Here is a 19,196-nt window from a genome sequence, read left to right as displayed (position 1 = left end):
GGATATTCCTCATCATCAAGCAGTAGAAATGCGAATTGAAAAGAGGTGATGTGATGAGTAGGACATCAAAGGAAATCACGACAGATAATAGGCAGGAAGAGGAACTGTCTAATGATCAAAAGGAGCTACTAGAAAAGTATGACCAAGAATCTAGATTCCGTTCTTTTAAACGGGGTATGGCTCTTTTGATAACCGTCATAGCAGTAGCCTTCTCATTGTACCATCTTTATACCTCCTATTTTAGTGGGCCAGTGACTTTAAAGCACCGCTCTTTACACGTAGGGGTTGCCCTTGTTTTAATCTTTTTACTTTATCCTGCCTTTCAAAGACTAAAAAGAAGCAAGCTTCATTGGTACGATATTATTTTTTCTTTTCTCGCTCTATCAACAACCGTATATATGTTTGTTGAGTATTTAGGTATCGTAAATCGAGGTGGATTACCAAATCAGTGGGATGTGGTATTTGCTACTATTCTAATTGTTCTTGTTCTTGAGGCGGCAAGAAGAGTAACCGGATGGGCTCTTCCTTTATTAGCCATCCTATTTATCTTATATGGATTGTTTGGACGCAACTTGCCGGGGATTTTCAGACATCGTGGATTTGATTGGGAACAGCTTTCTAATTTTTTGTATACCACTACAGAAGGAATTTACGGTACAGCGATTGGAGTATCAGCAACATATATCTTTTTATTTATTTTATTTGGTGCCGTTCTTAGTAAATCTGGAATGGGGCAGTTCTTCAATGATATTTCCTTAGCCTTAGCTGGTCATACAAAGGGCGGACCGGCAAAAGTTGCCGTTCTTGCTAGTGGAATGCTAGGAAGTATTAATGGAGCAGCTGTCGCTAATGTTGTCACCACTGGAGCTTTTACCATTCCTTTGATGAAGAAGGTTGGATACCAGAGGAACTTCGCAGGAGCGGTGGAAGCGTCCGCATCGGTAGGTGGGCAAATCTTACCTCCGATTATGGGAGCGGCTGCCTTTATTATGGCTGAAATGCTCGGTATGCCTTATTCACAAATTGCTCTCGCAGCGATCTTACCAGCGTTGCTTTTCTATATTGGAATCATTACTCAGGTTCATCTGCGCGCCTCAAAGGATGGGCTAAGAGGAATTAAGAGAGCAGATTTACCTCGTGTTAAGGAAGTTATGAAAGAGAGAGGGCATCTACTTTTACCTTTATTGTTTCTAATGTACATGCTCTTTTTCAGCGGAAGAACGATCATCTTTTCTGCCTTCCTAACCATTATTGTAACCATTCTAGTGGCCATGATTAGAAAAACCACAAGAATGTCTTTTAAAGATATTGTAGAAGCTCTTGAAATGGGAGCTAGAAATACTCTTGGAGTAGCGATTGCTTGCGCAGCTGTAGGTATAATTGTAGGTGTAGCCACATTAACTGGCTTCGGCTTGAAGCTTGCTAATGGTATTGTTTTATTAGGTGGACAAAGTTTATTCCTCACCCTAGTCTTTACCATGCTTGCTTGTATAGTGCTTGGAATGGGCTTACCTAGTATTCCAACCTATATTATTACGGCTACAATGGCTGCACCTGCTTTAGTAGAATTGGGGATACAGCCATTTGTTGCTCACATGTTTGTATTCTACTTTGGTATTTTTGCTAATATTACACCTCCTGTGGCCTTGGCCTCCTTTGCTGCAGCTGGAATATCTGGTGGGGATCCAATGAGAACAGGATTCCAATCAATGAAGCTATCCATAGCAGGATTTATTGTTCCTTATATGTTTGTATACAGTAACTCCTTGCTTTTAATGGATACGACATGGCTTGAAGGGGCAGTTGTCGTTCTTACTTCGATAACTGGAGTGGTCATGCTTGGGGCTGGTGCTGAAGGCTATCTGTTTAAAAAGATGAATGTGTTCATTAGAATCGTGGCAATAGGTGGAGCGTTACTGTTTATGAATCCAAGCTTTTTGACAGATATGATTGGATTTTCTATCATAGCTGCAGTCATTCTCTTCCAATATATTGGCTACAAAAAAGAGACAAACAATTCAGAAGTAGTAATGTAATGTATGTATGTATAATTTATCTATACATGTATAACTAGCGCTGAACAAAATTAGAATAGGTTTTGCCTTTTACAATTAGGCAAAACCTATTTTATATGTTAAAATATAAATAATACAAACTAATAATTATTACAATATAAGGGGTCTATGATTGTAGTCATAGGTTCTGTCTTGTAATAAGTACTTTTCTTGATTTCTACATATGATATACTATATGATGAGGTTCAATGATAATCATTGATAATTAATAGAAATCAAGAATGATTTACTTAAATATAGGAGGGTATGTCGAATGTCAGCACCACAGTTAAAAATCAAAGATTTTGGAGTATCCATCGAAGGAAAAGAAATTTTAAAGAATTTCTCTTTAGATATTAAGGGTGGAGAAATCCACGCGATCATGGGACCAAACGGAACGGGTAAAAGTACACTTGCATCCTCATTGATGGGTCACCCTAGCTATGAAGTCACTGCTGGGTCTGTTGAGCTTGATGGTGAAGATGTTTTAGATATGGAGGTTGACGAGCGTGCAAGAGCAGGACTATTTCTTGCTATGCAATATCCAAGCGAAATTAGTGGAGTAACAACAGCTGATTTCTTACGCTCAGCCATTAACGCTAATCGTGAAGAAGGCGATGAAATTTCTTTAATGAAGTTTATCAGAACGCTTGACGAAAAGATGAATGTGCTAGAAATGGATAATTCCTTCTCTCAGCGCTATCTTAATGAAGGCTTCTCTGGTGGAGAGAAGAAAAGAAATGAAATTCTGCAAATGCTTATGCTACAGCCTAGAGTTTGTATCCTAGATGAAATCGATTCAGGTTTAGATATTGATGCTCTTAAAGTAGTATCAAAAGGGGTTAATGATCTTCGTAGCCCTGATCGTGCCTTCTTAATTATTACTCACTATCAACGTTTGTTGAATTATATTACACCGGACTTTGTTCATGTTATGATGCAAGGACGTATTGTGAAATCTGGTGGACCAGAGCTAGCTCAACGCCTTGAAGCAGAAGGCTATGATTGGATTAAACAAGAATTAGGAATCAAAGACGAAACTGTTGGCCAAGAGGCTTAAGCGGTAAGGAGGGATTGTGATGACAGTGGAAACCAAAGTCAACTTCAACCGCGAGTATGTGACTCAATATTCACAACGCCATCAAGAACCTGCATGGCTATTGGAATTGCGTCTTCAAGGTCTTGAATTAAGTGAAAAGTTATCTCTACCTGTTATAGAGAAAACGAAGATTGATACATGGCCGTTGCTGCCTACAGCTCATGAAGGAGAAGAGGCTTTTATTACAGAAGTAGCTCAATTGCCTAAAACGGTTCATGACATGCTAGGTGGAGCAGAAGAGGATGCCAAGAATATTGTAATACACAAAAATTCGCAGCCTATCTTTAATGCATTAGCAGAGGATCTTAAAAGCAAGGGTGTTATCTTTACGGATATTAAAACAGCCATAAAGGAGCATGAAGCCCTCGTTTCAAAATATTATATGAATCAAGTAGCCAAAGTAGATGAGCATAAGATTAGTGCTCTTCATGCTGCTTTAATGAATAGTGGTGTATTCCTATACGTTCCGAAAAATGTACAAATTGAGCAGCCTTTGCAAAGCTTATTCTGGCAAGAGAACAGTCAGATTGGACTAGTTCCTCACATTTTAATTGTTGCAGAGGAAAATAGTCAGCTTACGTATGTTGAGAACTACTTCGGTAGTGATAACGAAGATGGAATTAATAACTACGTTGCTGAAGTGATCGTTGGCAATAACGCTCAAGTAACCTTTGCTGCTGTAGACCATCTTGGAGCAAAAACAACAAGCTATGTGTATCGAAAAGCAAACGTAGCTAATGATGGGCGAATTGATTGGGCACTAGGCCAAATGCATAGTGGAAATACCGTTTCAGATAACACAACGTATCTAAAGGGTAAAGGGGCCATTGGGGATACAAAATCTGTCGTTGTTGGAACAGGAGAGCAGTCTCTGAACTTTGTACAAAAAATGGTTCAAACAGGTCATTATACTGAAGGTGAAATGCTTAGCCATGGTGTAATGAGAGAGTCTGCTAGAGCTATCTTCAACGGGATCACTAAAATCGAAAAGGGTGCCTTGAAGTCAACAGGTGAGCAAACAGAAAGAGTGCTAATGCTTAGTGAAAAGGCCCGTGGGGATGCGAATCCGATTCTTTTAATTGATGAGAATGTAGAGAGAGCAGGTCATGCGGCTTCCGTTGGGAAAGTGGATCCGATGCAGCTGTTCTACCTGATGTCTAGAGGGATTTCGAAGCAAGACGCTGAAAAGCTGATTATTTTAGGCTTCCTATCTCCTGTAGTAGAGCTCATTCCTTTAGAAGGCTTAAAGAAACGTTTAGTTGAGCTGATTGAAAGGAAAGTCAAATAATGAACGCCACAGAGCTCCGTGCGCAGTTTCCTATTCTAGATCAGGAAGTGAATGGCCATCCACTAGTTTATTTGGACAGTGCGGCTACCTCTCATAAGCCTGTACAGGTCATTGAGGCCGTATCTGATTATTATCGTCGTTACAACTCCAATGTACACCGCGGTGTGCATACACTAGGGAATTATGCAACGGAAGGGTATGAAGGAGCTCGTGAAAAGGTAAGGCGTTTTATCAACGCTAAAAGCACGAAGGAAATTATCTTTACACGTGGAACCACAACAGCCCTTAACACTGTAGCTTCTAGCTATGCACGGACTGTTTGCCGTGAAGGGGATGAAATTGTGATTACTCCGATGGAGCATCACAGTAATCTCATTCCTTGGCAGCAAGTGGCTAAAGCGACTGGAGCTACGCTTAAATATATTCCTCTTCAAGAGGATGGAACCATTTCAATTGAAGACGCTAGAAAAACGATTACACCTAATACAAAGATTGTCTCCATGGTTTACGTATCGAACGTGTTAGGAACGATTAATCCGATTAAAGAGATCACTTCCATCGCTCATGAAAATGGAGCCGTTATGGTTGTGGATGGAGCACAAAGTACACCTCATCTTAAGGTAGATATGCAGGACATAGATTGTGATTTTTATGCTTTCTCAGGTCATAAGATGTGTGCGCCTACTGGTATCGGTGTATTGTATGGAAAGCAGCATTTATTAGAGCAGATGGAGCCAATCGAATTTGGTGGTGAGATGATTGATTTTGTAGATCTTCAGGAATCTACCTGGAAGGAGCTCCCTTGGAAATTTGAAGGGGGTACACCACTGATTGCTGGTGCTGTTGGCTTAGGAGCTGCTATCGATTTCTTAGCAGAGATTGGATTGGAGAATATTTTAAAGCATGAGCAGGAGTTGGCTACGTACGCTTTGGAGAAGCTAAATACTATAGAAGGATTTACCTCCTTTGGCCCAGCAAAACGGTCTGGGGTTATCACATTTAATTTGGATACGGTTCATCCTCATGATGTGGCAACGGTATTAGATTCACAAGGCATAGCGATTCGAGCTGGCCATCACTGTGCACAGCCATTAATGAAATGGTTGAATGTCACAGCAACAGCGAGAGCGAGCTTCTATTTATATAATACGGAAGAGGATGCTGATAAGCTTGTAGCAGGCCTCATCAAAGCAAAGGAGTATTTCGGTCATGTCTATGGGTAGTCATCTAGATCAACTCTACCGTCAGGTTATCATGGATCATTATAAGAATCCTAGAAATCGCGGTGAAATTGAGGATGGGACGATAACGGTTAATCTAAATAATCCTACGTGTGGAGATCGCATTCAGCTTCAGATGCTCATTGAGGATGGAGTGATTAGTGAAGCGAAATTTGTAGGAGAAGGCTGTTCCATTTCTCTTGCCTCTGCTTCCATGATGACAACGGCCATTAAAGGGAAAACGGTGGATGACGCTCTAAAGCTCTCCTCGATTTTTTCAGATATGATGTTAGGTAAGGAATATGACGACCAATCCTTTGACTTGGGGGATATTGAAGCTCTTCAGGGAGTAACAAATTTTCCAGCAAGGATAAAATGTGCTACACTAGCATGGAAAGCTATGGAGAAGGGCACAGGGAAAAAGGATATTCAGTATTAAACTTATCAAATATATCGCTTAACAAGCTTACACTTAGATGAAATGGATACTGTCATCATGAGCTGATGACCGTTTAAATTTGAAAGGAGGACTCACTCATGGCTAAACAAATGCCTGATATTGGGGAATATAAATACGGTTTTGTGGATCGAGATGTGTCTATCTTTCGTGCAAACCGTGGACTAACAGAGGATATTGTACGAGAAATCTCTAAAATCAAAAGTGAACCACAATGGATGCTGGATTTCCGCTTGAAATCCTTGGAGCATTTCTATAATATGCCTATGCCTATGTGGGGTGGGAATTTATCAGAACTAGATTTTAATGATATTGTGTATTACGTTAAACCTTCTGAAAAAACAAGTAAGACGTGGGAAGAGGTTCCTGAGGAGATTAAGAATACGTTTGATAAGCTTGGTATTCCAGAGGCAGAGCAAAAATTCCTAGCAGGTGTTTCTGCTCAGTACGAATCTGAGGTTGTATACCATAACATGCAAGAGGATTTAGAGAAGCTTGGTGTTATTTTTACGGATACGGATACGGCTCTTCGTGAGCATGAGGAAATCTTTAAAGAGCACTGGGCTACCGTTATCCCTCCAACAGACAATAAGTTTGCTGCATTAAATAGCGCGGTTTGGTCTGGTGGAAGCTTTATCTACGTTCCAAAGGGCGTGAAGTGTGATACACCTCTACAAGCGTATTTCAGAATTAACTCTGAAAACATGGGTCAATTTGAAAGAACATTGATTATCGCTGATGAGGATAGCTTTGTGCACTATGTAGAAGGATGTACAGCTCCTGTGTATAGCACAAACTCTCTACACAGTGCTGTTGTTGAAATTATCATTAAAAAGAACGCTAGAGCTAGATATACAACAATCCAAAACTGGGCTCCTAACATTTACAACCTTGTTACAAAACGTGCTGTTTGTGAAGAGCAAGCAACAATGGAATGGGTAGATGGAAACATCGGAAGTAAGCTTACGATGAAGTATCCAGCTGTCATTATGAAAGGTCGTGGTGCGAGAGGAAGTGTGCTTTCTATCGCTATCGCTGGTAAAGGACAGCATCAGGATGCTGGAGCGAAGATGGTGCATTTAGCTCCAGATTGTACGTCTACGATTGTTTCCAAATCAATTAGTAAACAAGGTGGTAAGGTGACGTATAGAGGACTTTGTCACTTTGGTCGTAAATCTCAAGGTTCCAAAGCGAACATTGAGTGTGATACGATCATTATGGATGAGCTTTCTACGTCTGATACGATTCCATACAATGAAATCTTAAATGATAACATTACGTTAGAGCACGAAGCTTCTGTATCCAAGGTTTCTGAAGAGCAGTTGTTCTATCTAATGAGCCGTGGGATTTCAGAGCAGGAAGCAACAGAAATGATCGTAATGGGCTTCATTGAGCCATTTACGAAGGAGCTTCCAATGGAATATGCCGTTGAGATGAACCGTCTGATTAAGTTCGAGATGGAAGGTAGTATAGGTTAAGTATACACATGTTAGTAGACGCTCAATATATTTAGAGAAGAAGCTTAAGCCCTCACAAAAAGTGAGGGCTTATTTATGTGCGCCCAGCATGTGCGCTATCTATAGGGTTCAAGTCCCGAATAGCGAAGGCAGTAGTAGCAATTAGCTCAAGACAAGAGTGTCCACTGTGAGGTGGAAAAATTTATTACTGGGTTTCTTTACATTAGCATTAGTCCTATCTTTATCTACGGGTGCACTAGCTACAGATATTAAACCATATTGTACGATTGGGACCCGAATCCATGCCCAATTCCTATTGATTGAGAAAATGACCTCACTTCGGTGGGGTCTTCTTTTTGTCTAATGTAAGTCACAAGTAATTCATAAAAATTTGATTTTCCGATGTCCTTTCAACTCTAAAAGCCCTATAAAGGAAATAGTAGTACAAAATCAAATACTATGTTACGATTTATACTTATATAGCGATTACAGGTGCTACGGAATATATACATATTGAGTAGGGGTGTATCATGGTCATACAGGACGAATCAACAAGCTCTACGGTCATCTCTAAGGGAGAAAAAAGAAAATTATATAAACGAACCTTATGGATCGTTAGTATCTCACAAATGTTTGGTGGAGCAGGCCTAGCTGCTGGAATTACGGTGGGCGCCCTTCTAGCAAGACAAATGTTAGGAACGGACGCACTTGCAGGTTTACCAACAGCATTATTTACTTTAGGGTCAGCCTTCGCTGCCTTTATGGTAGGAAGACTAACACAAAAATTTGGGCGTCGTATTGGACTATTTACAGGGTTTATGTTAGGTGGAGTAGGCTCATTAGGTGTTATTGTGGCAGCTGTTTTACATAATCCAATCCTTTTATTCTTATCCTTATTTATTTACGGTTCAGGTACCGCTACAAACCTGCAAGCAAGATATGCTGGGACAGATCTTGCTGAAAATAAACAAAGAGCTACAGCTGTAAGCATAGCCATGGTCTCAACAACATTTGGTGCTGTAGCTGGCCCTAATCTTGTTAATGTTATGGGAGAAGTGGCAATTTCTCTAGGGATACCTCCATTGGCAGGTCCTTTTATTTTAGCAGGTGCCGCTTTTTTTATAGCCGGAATTGTCCTTTACTTCTTCCTTCGACCTGATCCGTTTATTCTTGCTAAGCGAATGGAACAGGAACTCAAAGGGGATATACCGGAAACTGATTTACATATATCTGAAAACAAGATGAACAAAAAAGGAATCATCCTCGGTGCTTCAATCATGATTGTAACCCAAATCATTATGGTTGCCATTATGACGATGACACCTATCCATATGGAGCATCATGGACATGCAGTTGGAGCAATAGGCTTGGTAATCGGCATACATGTTGGGGCTATGTATCTTCCTTCCTTGTTTACTGGTTATATTATAGACAAAACGGGTAGATACTTTATGGCTTTTATTGCCATAGTCATCTTAATTTTGGCTGGTGTAATAGGGGCGTTTGGTTCCGGAGATAGTATGACAGTCTTAATCGTTTCACTAGCCTTATTAGGACTGGGGTGGAATCTTGGTTTAATTAGTGGTACAACAATTATAGTCGATCATACCACAATAAAAACGCGTGCTAAAACACAAGGAGCGATCGATGTTTTTATAGCTCTAGCTGGAGCTTCTGGAGGGGCTTTATCAGGTATGGTTGTTTCATCAACAAGCTTTACTGCTCTATCGCTTTTTGGAGGATTATTATCTCTTATTTTGGTACCTATTATGATCTGGGTAAGAAAAGGATAAGTAAGCTTAAAGCTTGATACATTAGAAAAGGAATAGTATCATTTCTTTAATGAGAGCCTTCACAAGAGTTAAATGTGAAGGCTGTTTTGCACTAATGCAGTAATTGGTAAGACTAATGTTATACTAGTTCACGTACAAAGTGGGGGCGAAGGTCATGGAGATAGGAGATATGAAAACAAACAAACTGCATATTATTCATACGAATGATTTTCATAGCCATTTTCCCAATTGGCCAAAAGTCGTTCGGACGATTAAGCAATTGAAGAAAAGCTTTGAAGAGCAACAGGAGCCTTACCTTTTGGTGGATATAGGTGATCATGCGGATCGCTCCCATTTTCTAACGGATGGTACACTAGGACAGGTAAATATAGCATTATTAAATCAATTAGGATACAATTACGTTACGATTGGCAATAATGAAGGTCTAACATTTTCAAAAGATCAGCTTTCTGAATTGTATAATGACCGTCGCTTTCAGGTGATCTTGGGTAACCTATTTGATATGGAAGGTGTACAGCCAGCTTGGCTCGATCCTTATGCTATTCATGAGGTGGCAGGCTGGAAGCTAGGCATAATGGGAGTAACAGCAAATTTCAACTTGTTTTATGAGTTGCTTGGCTGGAGGATTACAAATCCTATAGAAATTTTAAAAGAACAGATAAAAGCTTTACGTGGGCAGGTTGATGTTCTTATCCTGCTTTCACACTTAGGTTTACCTAAAGATGAACAGATTGCTGAGCAGCTAGAAGGAATAGATCTAATTATCGGTGCTCATACTCATCACGTATTGGCAGATGGGAAGAAAATAAAAGACTGCCATATTAGTCAGGCAGGTAAATTCGGAAAATACGTTGGACATATTCAGATCGAGCTTCGTGCACAGTCCGAAGAGGTCAATCAATCGAAAACTCAATTGTTACCCAAATATAAAACAAATGATACGAATGTGTTAAAGGCCGCAGATAAAGGGTATAACATAGCATCAAGCTGTATAGAGACAGAGCATTCGCTTGAAGATATCGCAACCACAGAGCTGCTGCATAAATGGGAGAATATTGCAAAGGATAAGCTAAGTAGAGTGGTGACCGTCCTCGAGCAGGATTTACAGGTAGAATGGCACAGTGAATCGGAGCTAGGTAACTTATTAGCGGAAAGCTTAAGAAGATGGTGTGGTACAGAGATTGCCTTAGTCAACACGGGACAAATTTTAGGGAATTTGAAGCAGGGTGTAGTTACGATAGAACAACTTTTACATATTTGCCCACATCCAATAAACCCGTGCATCCTACAGATGTCTGGAAAGCAGCTTTGGTCCATCTTACAGCACTCTCTCAATCCAGAGATTGAAAGGTTACACATTATGGGCTTTGGATTTAGAGGTAAAATAATGGGAACGTTAGCGGTAGACGGATTGCAAATCCATTACAGGGAACGAGGAAAGCAGAAGGAAATCATGGATATATGGGCAAATGGTGTTCCCTTGCAAAAGGAGGAGAGCTATAACATTGCTTCCATTGATATGTTTACCTTTGGACATATCTTTCCGGAATTCCAGGAGGCTGAAAAAATTACGTATCTCCTTCCAGAATTTATAAGGGATTTGCTTGCTTTCCGTCTAGCTGAACAGGGATTGTCTAGCTCGTATCAAAAAAGATGGCTAAATAAAGACCTGTCATAGATGAAGAGGAGGGATAAGGAATGAAATTTATAGATGATTTGTACGAGTTATATAAGGATCAATTAGTCGGGGACGAAGAAGATGCGATAGCTCTTGTTCTGTACGCTTTACAGGATCACAGTAAGGACGATTTCATTAAATTGATTCAGGAAATGTCAGAGGAAGAGGTCTATCAGATGCTAGGCAACTATCTTATTGAAAAACTGAAGGATAAGATGGACAAAGAGGGGATCGGACAGTTTACCCCACATGCTGATTCTAAAAACATACACTAGTTCTATTCAAATGGGCAAGTCATCGTGGAACAAACATCGCGATCATGGCATACGTTATGATTGAAAAGGGGTGTTTGTGGTCAATGATGTCACTAAGTCCTATCGAAATAGAGGGTCAAATTGTTCTGGCTGTTGAGGTGCGCTTGCCCAAAACGAATTTACTCGTCGTTACAACAGAAAAAGGGTATATCATGTGTGGTGCACTTGATGTTGCTTTATTGAATGAGAAGCTAAGTGATAGAAAGGTGATTGCAGGCAGAGCGGTGGGAGTACGTACTATTGAAGAACTGTTAGAGGCACCTCTCGAATCTGTAACTTTAGAGGCAGAAAGACTCGGAATTATAGCAGGTACTAAAGGTAAAGACGCTATCATGAAAATGCTGTAAACCAGCTACAAAAAGAATAAAACATAGTTCAGTGTAGTGTGTAATGAACTGTAAAGGGAGTAAGAGTGTGTTAACAATCTTAACTCCTTTTTTTAACGTCTAAGAAAGTATAAAATTTGATACCATGTTTTCTTCAAATTTTATACTTTCTGACGGCAGGACATAGGACGACTTGCAACTTTAGTTGCTTAGCGTCACTTACACACTTTGTGTGAAAGCTTCCTCTAATGATGGACTAGACGACTTCTTCGAGAGGGCTTCGATTGAAGCTTTTCTTATTGTCCAAAAATAGGAAAAACTACCCAAGACATAAGTAGTATGTTCCGATATAATGTAAATATAAGTCGAACAATGTCGGAATGGAGTTAGAGCTATGCGATTAATTTCTGTTGATAAATGCCAATTAGGAATGTTAGTGGCTAGGGCGATTAGGAATGAAAGTGGTCAAGTTCTTGTGCAAGAAAATGTCCAATTAACGGAGAGAATGATTCATAGACTTCAAGAATTAGATATTCAATACTTATACATACAGGATCAGCGAACATCGGATTTATCCATCGAGGAACCGCTCTCTCAGAAGACTCGTGCTGAGGCATTTAGTCTAATTAAAGGTACGTTTACGGGCATTATGAAGCAGAAATCTTTAAAACAGGTTATTGATGACCCCTACTTTGCCAAAAATTTTAAATCCACAGTAAAAAACATTCTGTACGATATTCGGAATCAGAAGCAAATCATGAATATGCTCATACATGTTCAGACTACAGATCACTACACGTTTGAGCATTCATTAAACGTTACTTTATATACGTTAGCTCTAGCAAGTAAGCTAGATTATTCAGAGAAACAGCTTATTGAAATTGGGGTAGGTGCCATATTACATGATGTTGGAAAATGCCTGATTCCTCTTTCAGTTTTGAATAAAAAAGGATTATTGACAGAGGAAGAGTATACCCTTATTAAAGCACATACGACTATAGGCTTTGATATGCTGAGGAGTATTCAAGAGATATCATTGTTAAGTGCTCATTGTGCCTATCAGCATCATGAAAGAATTGATGGCTCGGGCTATCCTCGTGGATTAACGGATCATGAAATTCATGAATATTCAAAAATAATTGCTATAGCTGACGTATATGACGCTTTAACTACAAATAGAAGTTACAGAGCACCTATGCTGCCTCATTTAGCATTTGAGCAAATTAATGCAGGGGCCGGAACATTATTTGATGAACGTTTGGTGCATTTATTTAAGCAGACGATAGCCTTTTATCCTCTGGGAATGCCAGTTTCCTTAAGCAATGGAGAGCGTGGAGTTGTGGTGGATCATAACAAAAATCATCCTGGAAGTCCCATTGTCCGAATCCTTGAGGGAGAGGATAAGGGTACTCTGGAAGAAGAAAAAGTAATACCTTTAAAATATCGTGAAATTGACTTGTCCAAGAATACATCTATCAAGATCGAATCCCTTAACATTTAATTCAAATATGTTCCAATTCAGACGATTATCTAGACTAGCCTATCGGGAGTTTCTTTGCTAACATTAAGAGATAGTTGATAAATTGGAGGGGTGCACGGTGCAGCAATATCTTAACCTAATGAAGGAAGTTTTAGAGCAGGGTGTCGTAAAAGAAGACCGTACAGGAGTAGGAACCATCTCTATTTTTGCTAGACAGATGAGATTTAATTTACAGGATGGTTTTCCTCTTATTACAACAAAAAAGCTTCATTTAAGATCTATTATCCATGAATTACTATGGTTCCTAAGTGGGGATACAAATATTAAATACTTAAAGGACAATAACGTTAGAATTTGGGATGAGTGGGCCGATGAAAATGGAGATTTAGGTCCAGTTTATGGTGCTCAATGGAGAGCTTGGCCAACACGTTCTGGTGAAAGCATTGACCAAATCACTGGGGTTATTGAACAAATTAAAAATAACCCTGATTCAAGAAGGCTTCTAGTTAACGCTTGGAATGTTGGAGAGCTTGAGAACATGGCTCTTCCGCCTTGTCATTATTCCTTTCAGTTTTATGTGGCAGATGGAAAGCTCTCCTGTATGTTGAACCAGCGTAGCTGTGATGTGTTTTTAGGAATCCCTTTTAATATAGCTAGTTATTCATTGCTTACGCATATGGTTGCTCAGCAGTGTGATTTAGAACCCGGGGAATTTATTTGGTCTGGAGGAGATGTGCATCTGTATAGCAACCATATTGAACAGGCTAAGCTGCAATTGACTAGAGAACCTTTTCCATCACCTGCGTTAAAACTAAAGAGAAAGCCGGATTCTATTTTTGATTACGTCTATGAAGATTTTGAGATTGTAGGCTATGAGGCACACCCAACGATTAAAGCGGAGATCGCTGTATGATTTCAATGATAGCTTGCAGTAGTCAGAACGGTGTGATTGGACAAGATAATGATATGCCTTGGCATCTACCTGAGGATTTGAAGTTTTTTAAAAAGACGACATTAGGTCACACGGTGGTCATGGGTAGGAAAACGTTTGAGTCTATTGGTAAGCCTCTGCCTCAGCGTAGAAATATCATTATTACAAGAAGCAAGGATTTTCTGCCTGAGGGCTGTGAGGTGATGCACAGTGTTGAGGAAGTTTTGCAGGTTGAGGGTGATATTTTTATCACTGGTGGTGCACAACTATATGAGCAGTTTTTACCACACGCCGATCGAATTTATTTAACGGTTATTCATGAGGATATTGAGGGAGATACTTTTTTTCCTAGTCTCGATCAATCCTGGGAAGTTATTGAAGAACGTAAGGGTCAAAGGGATGAGAAAAACCCTTATGAATATACCTTTTATACGTACGAAAGAAAATAACATGTTGTAAGCAAACAAATGCCTAGCAGGAGCTAATGACGTTAGCCCTACTAGGCTTTCTTTTCATACCACCTATTTACTTTCAGGAGACCTAGCTAAACAAGTTAAGGAAGTGATTTTAAATCACTTCCTTAATTGATGAAATACTATAACGATTTATTAATATGATTAAATGATTTGTTTTTTATCCGAACATCTATAATATGCTTTTAGCATCAATTTCCTGTCAGGCCTTCAACAAACGTTTCTACATTTCTCTTCATCATATCAATATATGTTTCTGCACCTGTTCCGCTTCCACCTACAGAATCAGTGTATACTCTTCCGGCGATTTCTATCCCTGCCTCACTGGCAACGCGTTCCATAGCGCTTGGATTCACACTTGTTTCTAAGAATACGGCAGGAATTTCATTTTCTTCAATGACATTAATTAGATTTTCAATTTGTCTAGGACTGCCTTCTTCATGTGCATTAATTTCCCAGATAGAATTGTATTGGAAATCATAGCCACGTGCAAAGTACTTTAATGCACTTTCACTGATTATCACCATTCGCTGTCCCGCAGGAATCTGCTCTACCTCTTCTTTAATCCATGTATCAAGCTCTTCTAGCTCAGCAAGATAGTCTTTCAGGTTTGCTTCATATTGATCTGCATGATCAGGATCAGCTTGAACCAAAGCATCCTTGATATTCTCAGCATAAATCATTACATTCTTTGGATCTAACCAAGCGTGAGGATCCTCCATCCCAGCCATCTCACCAGCATCAGCGCTTAAAGGGATCGACTCTACACCTTGTGTAACTATAACCTCTGTAGCGTTACTTTGTGCATTTTGAGCTAAGCCTTGAATCCAATAATCCATATTAAATCCATTGAAAATGAGTAAGTCTGCATCCGATATGAGCTGAAAGGTGCTTGGCGTAGGCTCAAATTCATGAGGATCTTCCCCAATTGGTGTTAAGAAGCTAGCTTCTACCAAGTCTCCCCCTACATTCTGTACAACATCATGTAGAACACTGAAGGAAGAGACAACTCTCACCTTTCCTTCTTCATTTGCTCCAGCTCCGTCCCCATTGTTTGAGCAAGCAGCCAACAGACTTAAACTTAATAATGAAATAATAATCGAAAAGCCTATTTTTCTTAAAACTGACACCATTTCTTCTCTCCTTTTTTTGAAGTTTTATTTAGATATTTACTAGGTATGTAAAGTGGGGCGTGCCCCATACCTTGATATAATGACATCACTTAGTTTATAAAATGAAATTGTTATACAGCTACTGTTCTTTTTCTTCTTCGCAATAATCCCTGCTTCGGTGAGAAAAGCATTGCTAGCACAAAGAAGAAGGTAGCAACAAGAACAATAGCAGCTCCGGAAGATACATCTAATACATAGGAAAAAATTAATCCTAAGACCGCCGATACGATCCCCACTAAGGTTGACAGAATAAGCATAATCTTAAGTCGGTCTGTCAGAAGGTAAGCTGTAGCTCCCGGAGTAATCAACATGGCCACAACTAGAATTATACCCACAGCTTGTAGGGAGGCTACTGTAACTAATGAAAGTAAAAGCATAAGCATATAATGAATAAGTCCTACTGGAAGTCCACTTGCCTTAGCCATTGTCGGGTCAAAGGTTGATAACAGCAATTCTTTGTAAAAAATAATGATCGTCAAGACGGTAACAATCCCAATCCCTAAAATAATATATAAGTCCGTCCTTGATACCCCTAAAACATTTCCGAAAAGGATATGGTATAAATCTACGGGGACACCTCTCATCAAATTAATTAAGACGATTCCTAGAGCGAAGGCTGCTGTGAACATAATCCCAATCGCTGAGTCCTCTTTAATTTTTGTATTGCGTGAAATAAAGCCAATCCCTAACGCCGTAATTACACCTGTTGTAACAGCACCGATAAAAAAGTTTGTGCTCCCAAGCATAAAGGAAATGGCCACACCAGGAAGAACGGAGTGAGATATAGCATCTCCCATTAAAGCCATGCCTCTTAATATGATGTAACAGCCAATAAGTCCACAAATTGTCCCAACCAAAATGGAGGCGTAAAGAGCCTGCTGCAAATACGTATATCGTGTTAATGCCTCGAAAAATTGGATAAATCCTTCTAATATATTCACTGGCTCATCACCGTCACTTTATTTTCTTGTTGAATCACAGCCAGCTTACCACCGTAGGCTTCATTAAGAATATCGGGCTTGAAGATTTGCTGAACAGGTCCATAACCTACAATTCCTTTATTAATGAGTAGAATTTCATCAAAATATTGATTAGCTTTACTTAAGTCATGATGAACAACGATGATCGTCTTTCCTTGATTTCTTAATTCTCGAAGCTGTTCAATCATAATGTGCTCTGTAGCTATATCTACACCTACAAACGGCTCATCCAAGAGGAGTAAGTTTGCCTCTTGAGCAAGGGCTCTGGCTAAAAAGACTCTTTGCTGCTGACCACCGGAAAGCTGCCCAATTTGACGCTTCGAAAAGTCAGTCAACTGTACCTTTTCTAAGCAATCTTGGACGACCTGATAGTCGTAAGCCTTTGGTCTTTTAAACCAGCCTAGCAATGGATAGCGCCCCATCATAATTACATCTTGAACGAGTACAGGAAAGTCCCAATCAATATCAGAACGTTGAGGCACATAGGCTACTTTTTTCTGGATTTTTGAAACAGGCTGATCCCATATCTTTACATCACCACTCAGGAGAGGAACTAAGCCCATAACTCCTTTTAAAAACGTAGATTTACCTGCCCCATTTGGACCAATAATGCCTATTAGCTTACCACTATTTAAAGCTACTGTTGAAGGATGCAAGGCAACTTTACCTTGATACGCTACACTAAGATTTGTGGCTTCCACTATTTTTCTCATGGTATGTTTCCTCCACTCAAACTTGTTTCTTTCGTCTATAAAACTTTCCCTTGGTCAACTTTAAGGTAAAAATGAAAGCTTCAGATCCAATGAATCTAGAAACTTAAAATCAAAATATTTATATGCTTTCTGAATGAAAGAGTGCCTGTCAACGTATGCCTAAACAGGCTTATTTAAGTTTTACTTACAACAAAATGTTTCCCTTATGCAAAACTTATCTTGAATTGATTATACAAAGGATAAAATTGATTGTCAAACAAAAAATGTTACATGCAAGCTTTATTATTGCAACTTTTAAGCAATCAATACATATTAAAACGAGTCAGTATTTATATATGAGCTGAATGGCCTTTGATTGTACTCCTAAGTACAATAAAAGGAGAATAAAGCGATATCTAAATTGGTCTGAGGATCATTGTCGTTCAGTGAAAGTGAATATTAATGGAGCTGTGCAAGTTAACACAGCTCCATTAATATTCAGCCCCGTTTTTTTTGCTTCCGCTCATACCTCTCCCAAGCCCTTAAAGAAGGGTAAGGATCGTACGCCCATTCTGTACGTCCATTGAACTTGTAAACCCCATAATGCAAATGTGGAGGGAACTTTCCAGACGTTCCTGGTTTCCCATACCCTGAGCTACCGACGTAACCAAGTACAACACCTGGCTCTACGACCATCCCTTCTTTCACTTCTTTATTAAAGCCAGAAAGATGGGCGTAATAATGGTAATTATTATGAATATCTCGGATCCCAACTCTCCATCCACCGTATTTATTCCAGCCCATTACTTCGATTACTCCATAGGCTGTAGAGCGCACAGGTACGCCATATGAAGCAAAAATATCTGTTCCTTCATGGATACGCCTTCCTCCCCAACCACGTCGATCGCCCCAGGTGCTTCTGTACGTATAATCATGAAATAGAGGCAAAGGGAAAGCTTTTTTTGTCAAATCTATACTTCGAAAATGCTGATAAGTTTGGGCGATAGCAAGAACCTGATTAACTGCTTTATCATTTCTATAATAGTCCCAGAGGGCAATTTTAAAGTCATCTTCGGTCTGCCCATAACTTTCTAAATAATGCGCCATTGTATATAAAATATCCTCATCATTCCTTACTGAAGCATTTCCATCCCCATCACCGTCCTGCCCATGACCATTAAAAAAGCGAATAGAATCTAAAGAAGAGTCTTCCTCAGCAGGATTGAGCTCCCCATGCCAAAAAGAGGAAGAGAAATAAATGGAACTTAGCCCCGTAGATTTAGGGATATCCTTACGGACCTGCTGAATGTTACGTTCATATTGGTCGACTGCTGCTATGTAATACCAAGGGATAAGTGTGATAGCCTCAGCCTTTAAATAAAGCCCTAGTCGTTCCTCCCTTAGCTCAGCATCAGATTTTTGTGAAGAATTAGCATCTACATATGAAGATAATAATGGGCTAACAATAGTAATAAGGATGAGATTAAGCTGAATAAGTTTTTTTATAAGTGACATTGTCATTACACCTCCGCTCTCTATAGTTTGGTAAAAAAGCTCTAATTTCATCATTCCATATCATGGTTAAATTAAAAAGTTTGGTCTCCGTTCAAAAGAACGTTATAATAGTGGAGGAACAAAAGGAATATAATTAGAAACAGCCAAATATTATGTAAAAAGAACTGAATTAGACTAGCTAGAGGCGTAGCTATTTATGCATTTCCTTGAAAAACGATGGTTTTAAACATAGTATAGAGGGAATGACAAAAAGAAAAGTGATGAGTA

The 19,196-nt window shown here is 39.5% G+C and carries 17 protein-coding genes; 13 read left to right on the top strand and 4 right to left on the bottom strand.

The genetic code is table 11. The features are described from left to right. Nucleotides 1-53 precede the first annotated feature (53 nt). The 13 genes from J2S11_RS01665 to J2S11_RS01605 all read left to right on the top strand — a co-directional run bounded on the left by J2S11_RS01665 (nucleotide 54) and on the right by J2S11_RS01605 (nucleotide 14,546). On the top strand, nucleotides 54-2,036 hold the full coding sequence (locus J2S11_RS01665) for a TRAP transporter permease (protein WP_307390012.1): 1,983 nt from the start codon (nucleotides 54-56) through the stop codon (nucleotides 2,034-2,036). A 292-nt stretch (nucleotides 2,037-2,328) separates the two neighbouring features. Then, nucleotides 2,329-3,114 (top strand): Fe-S cluster assembly ATPase SufC, encoded by a 786-nt coding sequence (sufC, locus tag J2S11_RS01660; protein WP_307390010.1) that lies wholly within the window; start codon nucleotides 2,329-2,331, stop codon nucleotides 3,112-3,114. A gap of 19 nt (nucleotides 3,115-3,133) precedes the next feature. Continuing rightward, nucleotides 3,134-4,441 (top strand): Fe-S cluster assembly protein SufD, encoded by a 1,308-nt coding sequence (gene sufD / locus J2S11_RS01655; protein ID WP_307390008.1) that lies wholly within the window; start codon nucleotides 3,134-3,136, stop codon nucleotides 4,439-4,441. Beyond that, nucleotides 4,441-5,664: a cysteine desulfurase gene (locus J2S11_RS01650; RefSeq protein ID WP_307390006.1), complete on the top strand. Its 1,224-nt coding sequence runs from the start codon at nucleotides 4,441-4,443 to the stop codon at nucleotides 5,662-5,664. The genes sufD and J2S11_RS01650 overlap by 1 nt, the downstream gene beginning before the upstream one ends. Beyond that, nucleotides 5,651-6,100, top strand: coding sequence for a Fe-S cluster assembly sulfur transfer protein SufU (gene sufU, locus J2S11_RS01645; RefSeq protein ID WP_307390004.1), 450 nt, complete (start codon nucleotides 5,651-5,653; stop codon nucleotides 6,098-6,100). Before J2S11_RS01650 ends, sufU begins: the two co-directional genes overlap by 14 nt. Nucleotides 6,101-6,198: 98 nt before the next feature. Then, nucleotides 6,199-7,596: a Fe-S cluster assembly protein SufB gene (gene sufB / locus J2S11_RS01640; protein ID WP_307390002.1), complete on the top strand. Its 1,398-nt coding sequence runs from the start codon at nucleotides 6,199-6,201 to the stop codon at nucleotides 7,594-7,596. 509 nt (nucleotides 7,597-8,105) lie between these two features. Continuing rightward, entirely contained in the window at nucleotides 8,106-9,368 is a 1,263-nt protein-coding gene (locus J2S11_RS01635) for an MFS transporter (RefSeq protein WP_307390000.1), read from the top strand. Nucleotides 9,369-9,537: 169 nt separating this feature from the next. After that, nucleotides 9,538-11,046 carry a bifunctional metallophosphatase/5'-nucleotidase gene (locus J2S11_RS01630; RefSeq protein ID WP_307389998.1) on the top strand — a complete coding sequence of 503 codons (1,509 nt, stop codon included), beginning with the start codon at nucleotides 9,538-9,540 and terminating at the stop codon, nucleotides 11,044-11,046. A 20-nt stretch (nucleotides 11,047-11,066) separates the two neighbouring features. Next, nucleotides 11,067-11,321 (top strand): DUF6154 family protein, encoded by a 255-nt coding sequence (locus J2S11_RS01625; RefSeq protein ID WP_307389997.1) that lies wholly within the window; start codon nucleotides 11,067-11,069, stop codon nucleotides 11,319-11,321. A gap of 83 nt (nucleotides 11,322-11,404) precedes the next feature. Further along, nucleotides 11,405-11,707: a YunC family protein gene (locus J2S11_RS01620; protein WP_307389994.1), complete on the top strand. Its 303-nt coding sequence runs from the start codon at nucleotides 11,405-11,407 to the stop codon at nucleotides 11,705-11,707. A gap of 373 nt (nucleotides 11,708-12,080) precedes the next feature. Further along, nucleotides 12,081-13,187, top strand: a complete 1,107-nt coding sequence (locus J2S11_RS01615) for an HD-GYP domain-containing protein (RefSeq protein ID WP_307389992.1) — start codon at nucleotides 12,081-12,083, stop codon at nucleotides 13,185-13,187. A gap of 97 nt (nucleotides 13,188-13,284) precedes the next feature. Next, nucleotides 13,285-14,079, top strand: a complete 795-nt coding sequence (gene thyA, locus J2S11_RS01610) for a thymidylate synthase (RefSeq protein WP_307389990.1) — start codon at nucleotides 13,285-13,287, stop codon at nucleotides 14,077-14,079. Then, nucleotides 14,076-14,546 carry a dihydrofolate reductase gene (locus J2S11_RS01605; RefSeq protein ID WP_307389988.1) on the top strand — a complete coding sequence of 157 codons (471 nt, stop codon included), beginning with the start codon at nucleotides 14,076-14,078 and terminating at the stop codon, nucleotides 14,544-14,546. Before thyA ends, J2S11_RS01605 begins: the two co-directional genes overlap by 4 nt. A 215-nt stretch (nucleotides 14,547-14,761) precedes the next feature. Here J2S11_RS01605 and J2S11_RS01600 read toward each other — a convergent pair whose 3' ends face one another. From J2S11_RS01600 to J2S11_RS01585, 4 genes are all read right to left on the bottom strand, one after another. Continuing rightward, a complete protein-coding gene (locus J2S11_RS01600; protein ID WP_307389985.1) occupies nucleotides 14,762-15,703 on the bottom strand; it encodes a metal ABC transporter solute-binding protein, Zn/Mn family in 942 nt (313 codons plus the stop codon). Nucleotides 15,704-15,813: 110 nt separating this feature from the next. Then, nucleotides 15,814-16,677: a metal ABC transporter permease gene (locus tag J2S11_RS01595; protein WP_370875423.1), complete on the bottom strand. Its 864-nt coding sequence runs from the start codon at nucleotides 16,675-16,677 to the stop codon at nucleotides 15,814-15,816. A 2-nt stretch (nucleotides 16,678-16,679) separates the two neighbouring features. Then, nucleotides 16,680-17,435: a metal ABC transporter ATP-binding protein gene (locus J2S11_RS01590; protein WP_307389980.1), complete on the bottom strand. Its 756-nt coding sequence runs from the start codon at nucleotides 17,433-17,435 to the stop codon at nucleotides 16,680-16,682. Between the two features lie 477 nt (nucleotides 17,436-17,912). Continuing rightward, nucleotides 17,913-18,929: a M23 family metallopeptidase gene (locus J2S11_RS01585; RefSeq protein ID WP_307389977.1), complete on the bottom strand. Its 1,017-nt coding sequence runs from the start codon at nucleotides 18,927-18,929 to the stop codon at nucleotides 17,913-17,915. Nucleotides 18,930-19,196: the final 267 nt, after the last annotated feature.

The organism is Bacillus horti, assembly GCF_030813115.1.
GTDB lineage: Bacteria > Bacillota > Bacilli > Caldalkalibacillales > JCM-10596 > Bacillus_CH > Bacillus_CH horti.
This window is presented reverse-complemented; position numbering and strand designations above follow the sequence as displayed.